Source organism: Pseudomonas sp. TH43 (genome assembly GCF_016650635.1).
Classification (GTDB): Bacteria; Pseudomonadota; Gammaproteobacteria; order Pseudomonadales; family Pseudomonadaceae; genus Aquipseudomonas.
This window is the reverse complement of the sequence record NZ_JAEKFI010000001.1, coordinates 1,525,108-1,542,500: the sequence shown is the minus strand read 5'-3', so window position 1 is coordinate 1,542,500 and position 17,393 is coordinate 1,525,108. Positions and strand designations below refer to the sequence as shown.

The following is a 17,393-nucleotide window of genomic DNA, read 5'->3' as shown; positions in this document are numbered from 1 at the left end:
TCTTCGGATGATGCGGTAGAGGAGCGTTCTGTAAGCCTGTGAAGGTGAGTTGAGAAGCTTGCTGGAGGTATCAGAAGTGCGAATGCTGACATGAGTAACGACAATGGGTGTGAAAAACACCCACGCCGAAAGACCAAGGTTTCCTGCGCAACGTTAATCGACGCAGGGTTAGTCGGTCCCTAAGGCGAGGCTGAAAAGCGTAGTCGATGGAAAACAGGTTAATATTCCTGTACTTCTGGTTATTGCGATGGAGGGACGGAGAAGGCTAGGCCAGCTTGGCGTTGGTTGTCCAAGTTTAAGGTGGTAGGCTGAGATCTTAGGTAAATCCGGGATCTTAAGGCCGAGAGCTGATGACGAGTTATCTTTTAGATGACGAAGTGGTTGATGCCATGCTTCCAAGAAAAGCTTCTAAGCTTCAGGTAACCAGGAACCGTACCCCAAACCGACACAGGTGGTTGGGTAGAGAATACCAAGGCGCTTGAGAGAACTCGGGTGAAGGAACTAGGCAAAATGGCACCGTAACTTCGGGAGAAGGTGCGCCGGTGAGGGTGAAGGACTTGCTCCGTAAGCTCATGCCGGTCGAAGATACCAGGCCGCTGCGACTGTTTATTAAAAACACAGCACTCTGCAAACACGAAAGTGGACGTATAGGGTGTGACGCCTGCCCGGTGCCGGAAGGTTAATTGATGGGGTTAGCTAACGCGAAGCTCTTGATCGAAGCCCCGGTAAACGGCGGCCGTAACTATAACGGTCCTAAGGTAGCGAAATTCCTTGTCGGGTAAGTTCCGACCTGCACGAATGGCGTAACGATGGCGGCGCTGTCTCCACCCGAGACTCAGTGAAATTGAAATCGCTGTGAAGATGCAGTGTATCCGCGGCTAGACGGAAAGACCCCGTGAACCTTTACTATAGCTTTGCACTGGACTTTGAATTTGCTTGTGTAGGATAGGTGGGAGGCTTTGAAGCGTGGACGCCAGTCTGCGTGGAGCCAACCTTGAAATACCACCCTGGCAACTTTGAGGTTCTAACTCAGGTCCGTTATCCGGATCGAGGACAGTGTATGGTGGGTAGTTTGACTGGGGCGGTCTCCTCCTAAAGAGTAACGGAGGAGTACGAAGGTGCGCTCAGACCGGTCGGAAATCGGTCGTAGAGTATAAAGGCAAAAGCGCGCTTGACTGCGAGACAGACACGTCGAGCAGGTACGAAAGTAGGTCTTAGTGATCCGGTGGTTCTGTATGGAAGGGCCATCGCTCAACGGATAAAAGGTACTCCGGGGATAACAGGCTGATACCGCCCAAGAGTTCATATCGACGGCGGTGTTTGGCACCTCGATGTCGGCTCATCACATCCTGGGGCTGAAGCCGGTCCCAAGGGTATGGCTGTTCGCCATTTAAAGTGGTACGCGAGCTGGGTTTAGAACGTCGTGAGACAGTTCGGTCCCTATCTGCCGTGGACGTTTGAGATTTGAGAGGGGCTGCTCCTAGTACGAGAGGACCGGAGTGGACGAACCTCTGGTGTTCCGGTTGTCACGCCAGTGGCATTGCCGGGTAGCTATGTTCGGAAAAGATAACCGCTGAAAGCATCTAAGCGGGAAACTTGCCTCAAGATGAGATCTCACTGGAACCTTGAGTTCCCTGAAGGGCCGTCGAAGACTACGACGTTGATAGGTTGGGTGTGTAAGCGCTGTGAGGCGTTGAGCTAACCAATACTAATTGCCCGTGAGGCTTGACCATATAACACCCAAGCAATTTGAGTACTCGAAAGAGCATCAGATTGCGGTGTGTGAAGACGAAACGAACCGAAAGTTTGATGTTCACAAAACACCGAAAACTATCCCATACCCAATTTGCTGAAGCGAGGCCATCTGGCCACGATTCGGTACCCGAATTTCTTGACGACCATAGAGCGTTGGAACCACCTGATCCCATCCCGAACTCAGCAGTGAAACGATGCATCGCCGATGGTAGTGTGGGGTTTCCCCATGTGAGAGTAGGTCATCGTCAAGATTAAATTCCGAAACCCCAATTGCGAAAGCAGTTGGGGTTTTGTTTTGCCTGCAGGAAAGTCTTCTTCACCTTATGACGGCCCCAACCGTCGCACGCGCTGCCATTGGAGCAAATCGTTCTGAAGTGACCGTGCAGTTTTTGGTATGGTGCAGCTCGTTTTTTAACGGACTGATGTCATGCCCACGGATCGGCACTCATTTATGTCAAAGAGTTGCTGTAGAAATGCCTGAACCCATCCCGATCAAGGATCACGAAAAAGAGAAGCGTCTGGTCAACAAACGGTTGATTGCCTGCGCCTTGTTCGTCTTCGCCGTCAGCTGCGCGCTGGTCGTACGCTTGTACATTCTGCAAGTGGTTGAGTTTGACTATCACTCGACCATCTCCGAAAACAACCGTGTGCACGTCTTGCCGATCCCGCCGACACGCGGCTTGATCTACGACCGCAATGGCGTGCTGCTCGCGGACAACCGTCCCAGCTACAACCTGACGATCACCCGAGAGCGCGCCACTGATGTCAATGAGGAGCTGGACGAGGTCATCAGCCTTCTGCACCTGCCCGCTGAAGACCGCACGGTGTTCGACAAAGCCATGAAGCAGTCCCGTCATCCGTTCACGCCGGTGACATTGTTTTATGAGCTGACGGAAGAGCAGATTGCCGTATTGGCAGTCAATGAGTTCCGCTTGCCCGGCCTCGATGTCGAACCACAATTCGTTCGTCACTATCCCCTCGGCGCTCATTTCGCCCATTCGATCGGCTATGTCGGCCGAATCAACGAAAAAGAATCCAAGACCCTCGACTCGGTGGAGTACCGCGGTACTCAATCCATTGGCAAAACCGGTATCGAGCGCTTCTACGAACCACAGCTGCACGGTCACGTCGGTTACGAGGAAGTGGAAACCAACGCGCAGGGTCGTGTACTGCGGGTGCTCAAGCACACGGATCCGGTGCCCGGCAAAAACATCGTCCTCAGCCTCGACGTCAAACTGCAGGAAGCCGCCGAGGCCGCACTGGGTGATCGTCGAGGTTCAGTCGTAGCGCTCGACCCGTCCACCGGTGAAGTGCTGGCCATGGTCAGCAACCCGAGTTTCGACCCGAATCTGTTCGTCACCGGTATCAGCTCCAAGGAATACTCGGCGCTGCGTGACTCTATCGACCGACCGCTGTTCAACCGCGTACTGCGTGGCCTCTATGCGCCGGGCTCGACGATCAAGCCGGAAGTGGCAATCGCCGGGCTCGATGCCGGGGTCGTGACGCCGCAGACCCGGGTCTTCGATCCGGGCTACTACCAACTGCCGGACTTTGATCACAAGTACCGAAACTGGAACCACAGCGGCGACGGTTGGGTAGATATGGACGCGGCGATCATGCGCTCCAACGACACCTACTTTTACGATCTGGCGCACAAGCTGGGCATTGATCGTCTGCACGATTACATGGCGATGTTCGGGCTTGGCGAGAAGGTCTCGCTGGACATGTTCGAAGAGTCGGCCGGCCTGATGCCGTCCCAGGCCTGGAAGCGCGCCACGCGTCGTCAGGCCTGGTTCCCCGGCGAGACCGTAATCCTCGGCATCGGCCAAGGCTACATGCAGGTCACGCCACTGCAATTGGCCCAAGCCACGGCTCTGATCGCCAACAAAGGCGTATGGAACCGTCCGCACCTGGCGAAGACCGTCGATGGCGTAGCCCCGGTGGATGAGCACCCGATGCCGAATATCCTGCTCAAGGATCCGCGTGACTGGGAGCAGGTCAACCACGGCATGCAGATGGTCATGCACGACGCCCGCGGCATCGCTCGCGCGGCAGCGGCAGGCGCGCAATATCGTATCGCCGGCAAGAGTGGTACGGCACAAGTGGTGGCGATCAAACAGGGCGAACGCTACAACCGCGAGAAGACCCTCGAGCGCCACCGCGACAACGCCTTGTTCGTCGGTTTCGCACCGGCCGAACATCCGAAGATCGCGATTGCGGTAATGATCGAGAACGGCGAGGCCGGTGGTCGCGTCGCCGGTCCCGTGGTGCGACAGATCATGGACGCCTGGCTACTTGATCAGGACGGCCACCTCAAGCCGCAATACGCCGCGCCTAGCAAAGCGCCGGGGGATCCGCACGTCTAACTGAAACCGGCAACGGCTTCCTGGCACTGGCTCATGCAAGTTGAGCAGGTGCTGGAAGCTGCGAGTTACGATTCGTCGGGCAACGCACTATTTGCAGCGATAGCCCTCGGGCATTGTGACGCTGTAGTTGCGTTGTACGCGGTCCTCGAAATTCAGGTTCTGCAGCCCTTGCTCTACCAGGAAGGTTTCGACCTTGGCTGGCTGGCAGTCTTCGTTATAGGACGAAGCCCGCAGCAGGTAGACCGCACGTTTGCTCACTTCATCCTTGGCAGTCGCAATGAACGTGCTGAGGGTGGTATAGCCGGTTCGCTCCGAGGTACCTACCGGGCCATAAGTGGTGTTTGGCGTGCTTGTGCAGGTCAGCCGGTCATCTTTTTTCTTACTGTTCTTGCACACAGTCGAGGTGCTGGTTGCCACCTGCCCATAATCGGTAGCGGTATAGCGGTAAGACACCTGTCGGCTGCTGACATCGAGGGTGACGGTCATTTTGATCGGAGCATGCTTTTGGGGTAGATCAGTGTCGGTATAGACCTCCTGAAAGCCCTTTTCTTTTAACGCATTCACCATGTCTCGAAGATAGTAGCGGGCATTCAGTGCGCTTTCATCGCTGCCATTGGCAGACGTCACAAGAACAGTGGCCTTGCGGTCAAATTGATAGTCCGGATCAGGTGTTGCATTGAGTGCCACTTCTAATTGTGTGGCGCAGCCGCTGAGTAACGCCGTCAGCCATAACAGCGCGCAGGAATAGTAACGGGACATGAAATAGAAACCTTACAACCAAGAATTGAGTAACAGTTAAACGGTTGGGACTTGCCAAAAACAACTCGCCGCCATGAGCAGGCTCAGTCTTTCTGGAATTCCAGCAGATCGCCTGGCTGGCAATCGAGCGCGGCACAAAGCTTGTCGAGCGTTGCTATCTTCACGCCTTTGACCTTGCCATTTTTCAGTAATGACAGATTGGCCTCGGTGATCCCGAGCAGGGCGGCCAGCTCTTTCGAGCGAATTTTTTGTGTGGCCATGACAACGTCAAGGCGGACGATAATGGTCATTCTATTGTTCTATATGTATTGACTTTGCTCATCGCTGAGTACTTTTGCATCTCGCATGATAATTGAAAACAAACAGAGCAATACGCCTTTGACAATCTCGTAGGCGGAAGAGGAAGACAGGCCGATCGAGAATTGAAAAATCCGCTCCCCAGGTGGCAGATCTATCGACAACGTCAAACCCTGCAAGGTCTCTACCAGCGGGTAGGCTGCCGGAGAAATGATGCACAGTACTCCGACTCGCCACAAGAGCCTGATATTGCGTTCGGTCCAGGTTTCACCGCGCGACAAGCGCAGGAAAAACAGCCCTGTCAGCCATAACGCGTAGGCCGATAACGCAACGGGCAGGAAGTCCAGAAAGACGATTAGCGCAGTGACCAGCGGCGATAGCCAAGTGTCGGGATTGAGCAGCGCGCCTTCGACAAACGGGTCAAGTAATTGCGGCGAGTTTTCAGCAAACGCATAGAGCAAGGCTGCCAGCATTTCGTCCGTTTTAGAGATCCAGAGCGTAGCGCTACCGCCGACCTCCGTGGCGCCCAGGATCCAGACAAGGATCGCTGCCAGCAGTCCGACCCAATGCATGCGCTGCAGCGCCACGCCGTTGATGCGAGTACTCATGAAAATTCCTGGTTGTGTCGTAAGAGTGATTGATTTTCGATGCTAAATTATCGATTTGCAATAATTAATTGTGCTTAAAGGCATCTGCAATGCCCTGCACAGCAGCTTTTCGGGCGTTCTCAGGAGATGGATAAGATCCGGGCTCATTCACCTGGCGGAACACAAGTGCCCCACAGTGCTTGCCATCGTCCTGACGTTAACGTAAAGATTGCCGTCAGGGCGCTGAACTCATAAAAGCGCCGAGCGGACCGCTGCGGAGCGCTTGATGACTCTAATAAAAACCACCGATCCCAAGTCTCACCCCCAGGCCCGGCTCGCCCGGGAGAAGCTGCATCTGGAGGGTCAGGTGCCCGATGGTGTGCTGCGTGCGGAGATCGATGCTTCGTGGCGTCGCAGCCTGAGCCACGGTGTGCATTTCAACGGCAAACACGAACTGAGCCTCGAATCGAGCGCCAGCCTCGATGTGCTGCTGGCGAGCAATCGACTGCTGATCGACGCAGCGATGCCGGCCATCGATTACCTCGCCGAGCGTCAGGGCAAGGAAGGTTTGATCATCCTCGCCAACTCCGATGCGACCATTCTTGCGGTCGAAGGACGTGCCGACCGACTCAAGGGCAGCGGCCTGCAAGACATCACCCTTGGCGCCTGTTGGAGCGAAGCGGCGCGCGGCACCAATGCTTTGGGTACCGCGTTGGTCGAGGCCCGGCCGACGCTGATCGATTGCGGCGAACATTACCTTGATCGCCTCAGCGATTTCTCCTGCACCTCAGTGCCGATCCATTGCCCGCAGGGTGACATTCTTGGCGTCCTTGACCTGACCCGTGAAGGCCCGCTCGGGCGCGTCCATGACAGCACCGCGTTGCTGAGCATGGCGGTCAGCCAGATCGAGAGCCGGGTATTCAACAACAGCTTCCCCGAGCAGATCGTCCTGGCATTTCACAGTCGTCGGCAGTATCTCGAATCGCCATGGCAGGGCTTGCTGGCGGTCAGTCTTGGCGGACAGATTCTCGCGGTCAGCGCGCAGGCCTGCCAATTGCTGCGGGCCGAGCGCTCGGCGCTGGTCGGGCGGCGTTGTGAAGAGTTTCTGGGTGTCGATGGCGTGCAATTGCTCAGTCGTTTGCAACAGGGCGGCGTCGGCAGTCTGCAAACCGCCAAAGGTGAGTTTTTCTACAAGACCCTGCGTGCCCCGGCGCGTTCGGTCAACCTCGGCGGGCCACCGCGCAGCGTGGCAAAAGCCGCTAAACCACAACCGGATCTCGAAGCGCTGGCCGGCAACAATGCCCGCTACGCCCGTGCCTTGCGCATGGCCCGTCAGGGCTTGGCCAACGAGTTGCCAGTGTTGCTGCTCGGTGAAACCGGCACGGGTAAAGAAGTCATCGCCCGCGCCCTGCACATGGCTGGTAGCCGTTGCGACAAACCCTTTGTCGCGGTGAACTGTGCGGCGATTCCCGAAGGCCTGATCGAGTCGGAACTGTTCGGCTACCGTGAGGGCGCGTTTACCGGTTCGCGCCGTGGCGGCATGATCGGCCGCCTCCAGCAGGCTCACGGCGGCACGCTGTTCCTCGACGAAATCGGCGACATGCCGCTGGCTTTGCAGGCGCGTTTATTGCGGGTGTTGCAGGATCGCAAAGTCGCGCCGCTCGGTGCTGGCGAAGAGCAGGACATCGATGTCGCGCTGATCTGCGCCACGCACCGTGACCTGAAAATACGGGTTGCTGACAAACAGTTTCGCGAAGACCTGTTCTATCGCGTCAACGGTATCAGTGTGATGCTCCCGGCCCTGCGTGAGCGTGAGGATTTCGCCGCGCTGGTCGCAAGACTGTTAAGCAAACTCGACGCACCGAACGTGATGCTGCACGACGACCTCGACCGCCTGCTCGGCGCGTATCACTGGCCGGGCAACATCCGCCAACTGGAAATGGTCTTGCGTACCGCGCTGGCCATGCGTGAACCGGGCGAGACACTGCTGACACTCGATCACCTGCCTGACAGCATGCTCGACGAACTCGCTGCCAGCGAAAAACCCCAGCCCGGCAGTATTCGCGAGAACGAACTGGAGATGATCCGCCAGTCTCTCGACAGCCATCAGGGCAACGTCTCGGCCGCCGCCGAGGCACTCGGCATCAGCCGCGCGACCCTGTATCGCAAACTCAAACAGTTGCGCGTCTGATGCAGCGCCTGATTGTTCGGCTGATCGACAGTCGCGACCCCGCCGCACTGCAAGCGGCGTTGCGCTGGCTGTACGGTTTCGTTCGCCCGCAGCGCTTGGCGATTGCCGGGTTGCTCGGGCTGTCGGTGTGCGCCTCGTTGCTGGTATTGGTGCAGCCATGGCTGGTCAAACTGCTGATCGATGATGGTCTGCTGGCGCGCAATTTTCCGATGCTGGTGACGATCGCTGTGTTGATGATCATCGCCGGATTACTCGGTACGGCATTGTCGGGGATCAATCGTTATCTGCACACACGGCTGTCCGGGAGGATTCTGTTTGCCCTGCGCGATGACCTTTATCGGCATCTGCAAACCCTGTCGCCAAGCTTCTACGGGCAGCGGCGCATCGGCGATCTGATGTCGCGGCTTGATGGTGATGTCGCGGAGATTCAGCGCTTTGCCGTGGACTCATTGTTCTCGGCAGTATCGAGTGTGATCGGGCTGGTGGCGGCAATCGCCATGCTGTTCACGCTGTCATGGAAGCTCTCGCTGCTGGCGCTGGTGCTGATCCCACTCGACGTGCTGTGGCTGCGCTGGATGCGGCGCAAGGTCGAGCGCGATGTACGCCAGTTGCGCGAACGTTCGGCGGACATGTCGTCGTTCATGGTCGAGACGCTGCCGGTGATGAAATTCATCCAGTCGGCCGGTCAGCAACAGCGTGAGGCACGGCGTCTGGAGAACCTGGGGCAGGGCTACATGAATCAGTTGCTGCGCCTGCAAGTCACCGAGTTTTTCACTCAGGCAGTGCCGGGTACATTGACCTCGCTGTCCCGTGCCTGTGCGTTTTTGATCGGCGGTTATTGGGTGGTACAGGGCGCTTGGCAATTGGGCGCGTTGATCGCGTTTTCCACCTATCTGGGCATGGCGGTTGGGCCGGTGCAGAGTTTGTTGGGATTGTATGTCGCCATTCAACGGATGACCGTCAGCCTGGGTCGAGTGATGGAGTTGCGTGGCGAAGAGCCGACGGTGCGCTCGCCGGTTTCGCCGCAGCCAGTGCCGGTCTCGGGCGAGTTGCGTTTCGACAATGTGCATTTCAGTCATCCGGGCCGGCCGAGCACGTTGCGCGGTATCGAAGCGACGATTCCCTACGGTTTGAAAGTGGCGTTGAGCGGCGGCTCGGGGGTTGGCAAATCGACCCTGATCGACCTGCTGCAACGACATCACGACCCACAGTCGGGGCGGGTGCTGCTCGGCGAAGTGGATCTGCGCGAACTGGATCTGTTCGAACTGCGTCGACGCATCGCCGTGGTCAGCCAGGACATCGTGCTGTTTCGCGGCAGTCTCGCGGATAACCTTGCTTACGCGGTGCCGGATGCCAGTCGTGAAGCCGTCGCTGAAGTCGCGCGGTTGGCGCAACTCGACAGCTTGATTGCGTCGCTGCCCGAAGGTCTCGACAGCCCGTTGGGCGAGCGTGGCCAGCAGTTGTCCGGCGGGCAGAAGCAACGCATCGCCATTGCCCGAGCCTTGTTGCAGGATCCGTTGATTCTGGTGCTCGACGAAGCCACCTCGGCCGTCGATGAAACCACCGAGCGGGAAGTGATCGAGGCCATCGACCGCTTGTTTGCCGGGCGTACGCGCATCCTCATCAGCCACCGACCGTCGACGCTGGCGGACGCCGATCTGCGCTTTGAATTGCTTGACGGCGTATTGACCTCGAAAACGGTGCTGCATGAAGCCTGAGTTACGTATCGGTGTGGTCGACAGCGGCCACTCGGCGGCGCAGCGCGTACAGGTGATCGTCGGGCGGCGTTTTTCGTTGCTTGAGGACGGCTTGGCCGAGAGTGATCTGCGTGACGATCCGCTGGGCCATGGCAGCGCGGTGATCGAAGCGATCAGCCATCGTGCGCCGGGCGCGCAGATTTGCGTGGCGCAGGTGTTTGATCAACGCGGCGTGACCAGCGCGTTGCAGATCGCCACGGCGATCGACTGGCTGGTCACGCAGGGCGTTCGGCTGATCAATCTGAGCCTCGGCCTGCGTCAGGATCGCAGCCTGTTGCGCGAAGCCTGTGCGGCGGCTGTGGCACGCGGCGTGATGCTCTGCGCATCCAGCCCGGCACAGGGCGCGGCGGTATTTCCGGCGAGCTATCCGCAGGTGCTGCGGGTGACCGGCGATGCGCGTTGTACCGACGAACAATGGTCATGGCTCGACAGTGCGCAGGCGGATTTCGCGGCGTGTGTGCATGGCACTTATCCGGGGCAGTCGGGGGCCAGTCTCGGGTGTGCGGCGTTGAGCGGGCACATCGCCGGGTTGCTACTGGCGCAGCCTGGCGCGAGCAATGCCGAGGTCGTCGAGTGGCTGAAGCAAAACGCTCGCTATCGTGGGCCTGAGCGGCGACTCGGGCCATGACTGCCCTGGTGATTCTCGGCGCCGGCCCGGCGGGGGCGGCCGTTGCTTTAGGGCTGCGACGATTGGGCTACGAGGTGATGTTGGTCAGCGAATGGCGACGTTTCGCGGCGCTGGAAGGTGTGTCGCAACGTGTGCTGGAGGCACTGAGCGGTGCCGGCTTGCATCACGCGTTGGCGGAGGCGACCTTGCCCTCGCAGCGACAGGTGAACTGGAACGGCCAACAGCACGCGCAAAACATCGAATATTTATTGGATCGGCCAACCTTTGATCGCGGTTTGCGTGAAGCTTTGCGCGGGGCCGGCGTTGAGCTGATCGAAGGGCGAGTGCTGAGTGTGCAACCTTCGGTCAATGGGCACCGGATCCAACTGGACGGTGGCGCGACGCTGCACGCGGACTTTCTGGTGGAGGCGCGCGGACGCCAGGCGCCGGCGCTCGGCAAAGGCCTGCGCGGGCCGGAGACGGTCAGTCTGCTCAATCGCTGGCAAGGAGCGCCGGGTACCACCGCCAGCGCCGTGGAGAGTCTCGAGGACGGCTGGGCGTGGATGGCGCGCCGGGCCGACGGGCAGTGTTATTGGCAATGGACGGTGGACGTGGCCAGCGCCGGATTACCGGGTAAGGCGCACCTGCTCGATTATTGTCGCCAACGCCGAGAGGCCTCGGATGTCGCCCAGGCGTTTTTCGGCGATACAGCGCAAGCCGATCTGCAACTGCACGCGCGCAGCAGTACCGCGATTCTTTCTCCACAGCTATGCGGTGAACGCTGGATTCGTGTCGGCGATGCGGCAATGGCGGTGGACCCACTGTCGGGCAACGGGATTTTCCAGTCGTTGTCTTCGGCGTTGCAGGCGCCAGTGGTGATCAACACGCTACTGCGCAAACCTGAGCGGGCGGCGTTGGCGCAACGCTTTCATCAGCAGCGAGTGGAGCAGTTGTTCTGGCGTTTCGCGCGGATCGGCCGCGACTTTTATGCCGATGAACAGCGCTGGCATGAACGGCCGTTTTGGCAGGCGCGGCGACAGTGGCCGGATAATCAGGTGGCGCATGCCGAGGCGGATTTTGCAGCGTTGCGGATTGCGCGGATGCCGGTGTTGCGGGATGGTTTTGTCGATGAAGCCGAGGTGGTGATTACAACGGATCAGCCGTTGGGGGTTTGGCATGTGCAGGGGGTTGAGCTGGCGCCGTTGGTGAGGCGGTTGCAAGCCGAGCCGGCGGAGCAGGTGTTGGCGGGATTGAATGAAGCGCAGGGCAGGGTGATCAGGGCATGGTTGTTGAGTCAGGGATATTCGCCTTGACTCGGCTGGCCTCTTCGCGAGCAAGCTCAGCGCCTACAAAAACGGGGATCTGTAGGCGCCGAGCTTGCTTACGAAAGCGGACTTGAGGGTGAGGCAATCACAACTTGATCAACACCGACTTCAATTCAGTGTAATGCTCGATCGCCGCATAGCCCATCTCGCGCCCGACCCCGGACATCTTGTACCCGCCAAATGGCAGCGCCGGATCCAGCGCACTGTGGCAGTTGACCCACACCGATCCTGACTTGATGCGCGGGATCATCCGGTGCACCGCCGCCAGATCATTCGACCAGATGCTCGCGCCCAAGCCATACGGGCTGTCATTGGCCATGCGCAACGCATCGGCTTCATTATCGAATGGAATCGCCACCAGCACCGGGCCGAAAATCTCTTCCTGGACCAACGAGTGCTTCTGATCGACATCGACAATCACTGTCGGTTTGACGAAAAACCCCGGCCCGAACTGCTCGCCGCCACAGGCAATGGTCGCGCCACTTTCGCGGCCCATTTCGATGTAGTTGTACACACGCTCCTGCTGGCGCGCGGAGATCAGCGGGCCCATGTCCACGCTCGGATCAAGACCGTTACCCAGTTTCATGGCGTTGGCGATGTCGCTGATATCGGCGACGACGTTATCGAAGTGTTTGCGCTGCACATACAGCCTGGAGCCTGCGCAGCAGACCTGGCCCTGATTGAAGAAGATCGCACTGGCCGCGCCGGCCGCCGCGGTTTTCAGATCGGCGTCGGCCATGACAATGGTCGGCGATTTGCCGCCCAGCTCCAGGGTCACGCGGGTCATCGAGTCCATGGCGATCTTGCCGATTTGTTTGCCGACGGCCGTGGAGCCGGTGAAGGTCAGCTTGTCGACCAATGGGTTATGCGTCAGCGCCGAACCGGCGGTGATTCCCGTGCCAGTGACCACGTTGAACACGCCTTCCGGATAACCTGCCTCCAGCACCAGCTCCGCGAGTCTCAGTGCGGTCAGTGGTGTTTCATCGGCGGGTTTGAGGACTACCGTGCAACCGGTGGCCAGCGCCGGGCCGAGTTTCCAGCACGCCAATAGCAACGGGAAGTTCCAGGCGACGATGGCGCCGACCACACCGACTGCCTCACGGCGGATGAAACTGTGAAACTCATCCCCCGGCATCAACGGCAGTGACACCTCGACGCTGGAGCCCTCGATCTTGGTCGCCCAGCCAGCCATGTAACGCAGAAAGTCGATGGCCAATTGCACGTCCATCACCTGTGCCACCGCAGCACTTTTGCCGTTGTTCAGGCATTCCAGCTGTGCCAGTTGTTCGGCATCGCGCTGCATCAGCTCGGCGAGTTTCCATAACAGGTTCTGCCGCTCACGCGGACGTGTGCGACTCCAAGCGGAATCGTCGAACGCCTGACGTGCGGCGAGTACGGCACGGTCGACGTCATCCGGCGTGGCCCGCGGTACCACGCACAACACTTCACCGGTGGCGGGGTTGTGCAACGGCATGGTCTGGCCGTCGGCGGCCTCGACCCAATCGCCGCCGATCAACATGCGCGGCGGGCGCTGGATGAAAGCCGAGGTGGCAGGAAGCAGATACGGGAGGGACATGGCGAAGCCTCTTGTTGTTCGTTGTCGTAAAGAGGGCTTTCGCAATGGCTGTGCCAAATCCGCCAACGCGTCACGCAAGCCTTTGAAGTTGGGCATGTGCGGTGAATGACAGAGCGAGCGAAGTGGTGAATTTGTCTCAAAAAGCGACAGGCCATGAGATGCAAGATACGGATCGGACCAGGCCCGGCAGGCTCCGGACAAACAGTGGCCGAACTGCTGTAGGAAGGGTCGCTGATCTGCCGGTTTAGGGTGTCTGGTGTATTCAAAGGGTTCGGGCTAAGTTCGTTATCCAGCGGCGTATCGAGGGTTGATGCGCAGTCATTCGGCACCGAGGGCTGATGGATTTATCGCAGCCGTTTTTCAGTTTTCCTGCCATGGAATCGGCAGATTCAATTCTTCACAAGGATGTCGATGAACAACAACAGCATTCGATGGACAAGCAATTTCATGATGGGCATTGGTACTGGATTCATGGTGACGGGGGCTGCTTCGCTGGTAATTGGCCAGTGGAGCGATGCTCATACGATCCGAACAAGTGCAGCGATGGCTGTCAGCAGTTTTTTCATACTTTTTGCTTCTTTTGGCATGGCTCTGCTGGAGGATAAATCATGATCATACTGATCATTACCCTGTGGTCGCTCAGCATGATTTTGCTTGCCGCGTTTGCGCTTTGGTGGGGGAACCGGGTCGAAGCCATCAAGCGTAAGTCCAGGGAGTCAGCAGCCAAAGAGCGCCCTCGAGGGACGTGCCCGATGTGCTGCGAATCTTGCGGGCGATATCAGGTTCACCCGGACAACTCTGTTCGCTGACTCACCATCCCCACTGCGCAACAACTATGCTTGTCTCACTCTGCAACAGGTGTCGCGAAATTGGACGCCGGTCGACCTCCGCTGTCTCTGAAACTCAGTGCTCTTCACGTAAATGCTTGATTGAAAAGCTTATCCGCAAGCTGGCACGCTCCGTGTATTGCTCATCGCAGACGTTTCTCTTGCCTCCGTTCGCGGCCCGCCGCCGACGGCAGAAACCATAAAAACGATAAGCGACAACAATAAGAAAGCACCGTGCGAGGTTCGACGTTGATGAAGAGAAGACTCCGATCAGGCATGAGCGCCAGCCTGCTGGCCGTGGCCGCTTGCGTGGCCCTGCATTCGCCTTACAGCCTGGCAGCCCGCGATGCCCAGACCATCCTCAAGGAAACCTGTCAGGGCTGTCACACCCCTGAAGCCGATAACGCCTTGAGCCGCATCAGCCACCAGCGCAAGACTCCGGAAGGCTGGCTGATGAGCATTGCGCGGATGCAGACCATGCACGGTCTGCAGATCAGCGATGACGACCGCCGTACTTTGGTCAAGTACCTGGCGGACACCCAAGGCCTGGCGCCAAGTGAAACCGATGGCGTGCGCTATGCGCTCGAACGGCGGCTGAACACGGTCGAGCAGTTCGACGAGAAAACCAGCCAGATGTGCGGCCGCTGCCACTCCGGTGCGCGGGTGGCGCTACAGCGGCGTCCGGCGCAGGAATGGGAGCGTTTGGTCAACTTCCACCTCGGCCAATGGCCGTCGCTGGAGTATCAGGCGCTGGCGCGCGATCGTGATTGGTTTGATATCGCTCGCAAAGACATGGTGCCGCTGCTGGCCAAGCGCTATCCGCTAGACAACCCGGCGTGGCAGCAATGGCTGAAAACCGCGCCGAAAGCTGAAGCGCTGGTCGGTGACTGGAGCTTCAGCGGCCACCTCCCAGGCAAAGGTGAACTTGCTGGCGTGATGAGCGTGAGCGCCGACGGCAACGACACCTTCAAGGTCAGCGTCAAAGGCCAGTACGCCGACGGCAGTGCATTCAATGGCAACGGCAGCGCGATCCTCTACAGCGGCTACGAATGGCGCGGCAACGTCAATGTTGATGGCGTGACGATGCGCCAGGTGTTCGCTGCGCAAGGCAACGCTATGCAGGGACGCATGTTCGACGCTGAACACGATGAGCGGGGTCTTGATTTCGTCGCTGCCAGGCAAGGCTCGCAGCGTTTGCTCGCGGTGCAGCCGGGTTATGTGAAGGCCGGCAGTGAGACCGAAATCACCCTGATCGGCAGCGGGCTCAGCGGTAAGCCGAACTTCGGCAAAGGTGTGGAAATCGTCGAAGTGATCGAACAGAACGCCGAGCGCATCAAGGTCAAAGTCAAAGCCACCGCCAATGCCCAGCCGGGGCTGCGCGCCGTCAGCGTGGGCGCGCTGAAAGGTCCGAGCCTGTCGGTGTATAGCAAGATTGCCGCGGTGAAAGTGGTGCCGGAATTTTCGGTCGCGCGGATTGGCGAGGGCGGTGGTTCGACGCCGAAGGTGCAGGGACGTTTCGACGCCGTAGCTTGGGGCAAGGGCGCCGACGGCAAGCCGTATCGCATCGGTGTGTTCCCGGCGCAGTGGAAGGTCGAAGCCTTCGACGACCGCGCCAAAGAGGACGAGGACGTCAAGTTCGCCGGCACCATGCAGACCGACGCGGGCGTGTTCACGCCGGGCGATGCCGGGCCGAATCCGACGCGCAAGATGTCCACTAACAATGCCGGCAATCTCAAGGTGATCGCCGCCGTCGACGACGCAGGGCAAGCCCTGACCGGTGAGGGCCACCTGATCGTCACCGTGCAACGCTGGAACAATCCACCCATTCCTTGAGTTGTCCTGAGCTGCATCGCTTCAGACACTTTTCGGAATGACCGCAAGCCCCGCCAAGCGGGGCCTGCACAGGAGGTTTGCAATGGGCGCTATCTTGAATCTGGTCGAACGCAATCTGCACGAAGTGCACGTCGATGCCGACCGCATGCTGTTTCATATCCCGAGCAGTTCGCTGTTCGCCAGCGACGAGCTGACCGGCACCATCATCGATACGTTGCGCGGCCCCGGCTGCTCCTCGGAAGACCTGATCGAACGCCTTGCGGCACGCTTCAACGGCGAAGAAATCAACGAAACCCTGCGCGAGTTGATCTCGCTGGAACTGGTCAGCGACGGTTCGCCGCTGACCCCGGACATCGCGGTCAAACGCGTCGAACGCACCGCGATCAACACCGTGGTGCTCAACGTCAACACCGGCTGCAACCTGAGCTGCACATATTGCTACAAGGAAGATCTCGACAAGCCATCCGCCGGCAAGAAGATGGACGTCGAAACCGCGATTGCGTCAGTGGAAATGCTCCTGCGTGAATCGCCGGATGAAGAGCGTTTCACCGTGGTGTTTTTCGGCGGCGAGCCGCTGAGTAACCGCAAGCTGATCGAGTACATGGTCGATTACTGCGAAAAGCGATTTGCCGAGGCCGGCAAGTTCGTCGAATTCGTGATGACCACCAATGCCACGTTGCTGACCGAAGACACCGTCGACTACCTGAATGCTCACCGCTTCGGGCTGTCGGTGAGTATCGACGGGCCGAAAACCGTGCACGACCGCAACCGCATCACCGTGGGTGGGCAGGGCACGTATGACGTGGTGCGGCGCAAGGCCGAGATGCTGCTGTCGCGCTACAACAGCCGCCCGGTCGGTGCGCGCGTGACCCTGACCACCGGCGTCACCGACGTCGAAACCATCTGGGATCACCTGTTCAATGAACTGGGTTTTGCCGAGGTCGGTTTTGCCCCGGTAACGTCAGGCGATATCAGCAGTTTCAACCTCAGCAGTGAGGAACTGATCGAAGTCTTTGCCAGCATGAAGCGCCTCGGTCGACGTTATCTGGAAGCGGCGCTGGAGCACCGCAACATCGGTTTCTCCAACCTGCACCAGTTGATCACCGACATCCACGAGGGCCATAAAAAAGCCCTGCCGTGTGGCGCCGGGTTGAAGATGCTGGCGGTCGATCACAAGGGCGAACTCAACCTGTGCCACCGCTTCACCGGCTCAACGTTGCCGACCTTCGGTAACGTCCACAGCGGTGTGAAGCAAGTCGAATTGAACGACTTTCTGTCGCAGCGTCTGGATCGCACCAACACCGGTTGTGAGGATTGTCAGATCCGCAACCTGTGCTCCGGTGGCTGCTACCACGAGAGCTACGCGCGCTACGGCGACCCGACCCACCCGACCTATCACTACTGCGAACTGATGCGTGACTGGGTCGACTTCGGCATCGAGGTCTACACCCGGATCATGGCCAATAACCCTGCGTTTATCAGCAGCTACATCACTCCGCGCAAGGCTCACTGA

At 58.9% G+C, this 17,393-nt stretch carries 12 protein-coding genes and 2 rRNA genes (1 of these 14 running past the window's edge); 10 read left to right on the top strand and 4 right to left on the bottom strand.

Going from position 1 to position 17,393, the window contains the following annotated elements:
* The 3 genes from JFT81_RS06895 to mrdA form a co-directional block, all read left to right on the top strand.
* Window positions 1-1,733: ribosomal RNA gene (locus JFT81_RS06895) — 23S ribosomal RNA — on the top strand; it begins 1,161 nt to the left of the window's first position.
* 157 nt (window positions 1,734-1,890) lie between these two features.
* Window positions 1,891-2,006 (top strand): 5S ribosomal RNA (gene rrf / locus JFT81_RS06890).
* A 222-nt stretch (window positions 2,007-2,228) separates the two neighbouring features.
* A complete protein-coding gene (mrdA, locus tag JFT81_RS06885) occupies window positions 2,229-4,121 on the top strand; it encodes a penicillin-binding protein 2 (RefSeq protein ID WP_201226634.1) in 1,893 nt (630 codons plus the stop codon).
* 87 nt (window positions 4,122-4,208) lie between these two features.
* Here the strand turns inward: mrdA and JFT81_RS06880 are convergent, their stop codons facing one another.
* The 3 genes from JFT81_RS06880 to JFT81_RS06870 all read right to left on the bottom strand — a co-directional run bounded on the left by JFT81_RS06880 (window position 4,209) and on the right by JFT81_RS06870 (window position 5,785).
* On the bottom strand, window positions 4,209-4,880 hold the full coding sequence (locus JFT81_RS06880) for a hypothetical protein (protein WP_201205026.1): 672 nt from the start codon (window positions 4,878-4,880) through the stop codon (window positions 4,209-4,211).
* A gap of 83 nt (window positions 4,881-4,963) precedes the next feature.
* The gene (locus JFT81_RS06875) at window positions 4,964-5,170 is read right to left on the bottom strand and encodes a helix-turn-helix transcriptional regulator (protein ID WP_201205025.1); all 207 of its coding nucleotides are present in this window, start codon (window positions 5,168-5,170) and stop codon (window positions 4,964-4,966) included.
* Between the two features lie 9 nt (window positions 5,171-5,179).
* Window positions 5,180-5,785 (bottom strand): hypothetical protein, encoded by a 606-nt coding sequence (locus JFT81_RS06870; RefSeq protein ID WP_201226633.1) that lies wholly within the window; start codon window positions 5,783-5,785, stop codon window positions 5,180-5,182.
* Between the two features lie 265 nt (window positions 5,786-6,050).
* On the opposite strand from JFT81_RS06870, the gene JFT81_RS06865 reads away from it, so the two are divergent.
* From JFT81_RS06865 to JFT81_RS06850, 4 genes are read left to right on the top strand one after another with little or no spacing between them, the layout of a single operon-like run.
* On the top strand, window positions 6,051-7,955 hold the full coding sequence (locus JFT81_RS06865; protein WP_201226632.1) for a sigma-54-dependent Fis family transcriptional regulator: 1,905 nt from the start codon (window positions 6,051-6,053) through the stop codon (window positions 7,953-7,955).
* Window positions 7,955-9,673, top strand: a complete 1,719-nt coding sequence (locus tag JFT81_RS06860; protein WP_201226631.1) for an ABC transporter ATP-binding protein — start codon at window positions 7,955-7,957, stop codon at window positions 9,671-9,673. The genes JFT81_RS06865 and JFT81_RS06860 overlap by 1 nt, the downstream gene beginning before the upstream one ends.
* The gene (locus JFT81_RS06855; protein WP_201226630.1) at window positions 9,663-10,340 is read left to right on the top strand and encodes a S8 family serine peptidase; all 678 of its coding nucleotides are present in this window, start codon (window positions 9,663-9,665) and stop codon (window positions 10,338-10,340) included. Before JFT81_RS06860 ends, JFT81_RS06855 begins: the two co-directional genes overlap by 11 nt.
* Complete coding sequence (locus JFT81_RS06850) at window positions 10,337-11,632, top strand: FAD-dependent monooxygenase (protein WP_201226629.1); 1,296 nt, start codon at window positions 10,337-10,339, stop codon at window positions 11,630-11,632. The genes JFT81_RS06855 and JFT81_RS06850 overlap by 4 nt, the downstream gene beginning before the upstream one ends.
* Window positions 11,633-11,729: 97 nt before the next feature.
* Here the strand turns inward: JFT81_RS06850 and JFT81_RS06845 are convergent, their stop codons facing one another.
* Entirely contained in the window at window positions 11,730-13,220 is a 1,491-nt protein-coding gene (locus JFT81_RS06845; RefSeq protein ID WP_201226628.1) for an aldehyde dehydrogenase family protein, read from the bottom strand.
* 411 nt (window positions 13,221-13,631) lie between these two features.
* Here JFT81_RS06845 and JFT81_RS06840 point away from each other — a divergent pair, with 411 nt between their 5' ends.
* From JFT81_RS06840 to peaB, 3 genes are all read left to right on the top strand, one after another.
* The gene (locus tag JFT81_RS06840) at window positions 13,632-13,832 is read left to right on the top strand and encodes a hypothetical protein (RefSeq protein WP_201226627.1); all 201 of its coding nucleotides are present in this window, start codon (window positions 13,632-13,634) and stop codon (window positions 13,830-13,832) included.
* Between the two features lie 467 nt (window positions 13,833-14,299).
* Window positions 14,300-15,880, top strand: coding sequence for a quinohemoprotein amine dehydrogenase subunit alpha (gene peaA / locus JFT81_RS06835; protein ID WP_201226626.1), 1,581 nt, complete (start codon window positions 14,300-14,302; stop codon window positions 15,878-15,880).
* Window positions 15,881-15,962: 82 nt separating this feature from the next.
* Window positions 15,963-17,393, top strand: coding sequence for a quinohemoprotein amine dehydrogenase maturation protein (gene peaB / locus JFT81_RS06830; RefSeq protein ID WP_201226625.1), 1,431 nt, complete (start codon window positions 15,963-15,965; stop codon window positions 17,391-17,393).

Coding starts and splice junctions, on each gene's coding strand:
- mrdA (WP_201226634.1), top strand. CDS start 2,229: ATGCCTGAACCCATCCCGATCAAGGATCACGAAAAAGAGAAGCGTCTG.
- JFT81_RS06880 (WP_201205026.1), bottom strand. CDS start 4,880: ATGTCCCGTTACTATTCCTGCGCGCTGTTATGGCTGACGGCGTTACTC.
- JFT81_RS06875 (WP_201205025.1), bottom strand. CDS start 5,170: ATGACCATTATCGTCCGCCTTGACGTTGTCATGGCCACACAAAAAATT.
- JFT81_RS06870 (WP_201226633.1), bottom strand. CDS start 5,785: ATGAGTACTCGCATCAACGGCGTGGCGCTGCAGCGCATGCATTGGGTC.
- JFT81_RS06865 (WP_201226632.1), top strand. CDS start 6,051: ATGACTCTAATAAAAACCACCGATCCCAAGTCTCACCCCCAGGCCCGG.
- JFT81_RS06860 (WP_201226631.1), top strand. CDS start 7,955: ATGCAGCGCCTGATTGTTCGGCTGATCGACAGTCGCGACCCCGCCGCA.
- JFT81_RS06855 (WP_201226630.1), top strand. CDS start 9,663: ATGAAGCCTGAGTTACGTATCGGTGTGGTCGACAGCGGCCACTCGGCG.
- JFT81_RS06850 (WP_201226629.1), top strand. CDS start 10,337: ATGACTGCCCTGGTGATTCTCGGCGCCGGCCCGGCGGGGGCGGCCGTT.
- JFT81_RS06845 (WP_201226628.1), bottom strand. CDS start 13,220: ATGTCCCTCCCGTATCTGCTTCCTGCCACCTCGGCTTTCATCCAGCGC.
- JFT81_RS06840 (WP_201226627.1), top strand. CDS start 13,632: ATGAACAACAACAGCATTCGATGGACAAGCAATTTCATGATGGGCATT.
- peaA (WP_201226626.1), top strand. CDS start 14,300: ATGAAGAGAAGACTCCGATCAGGCATGAGCGCCAGCCTGCTGGCCGTG.
- peaB (WP_201226625.1), top strand. CDS start 15,963: ATGGGCGCTATCTTGAATCTGGTCGAACGCAATCTGCACGAAGTGCAC.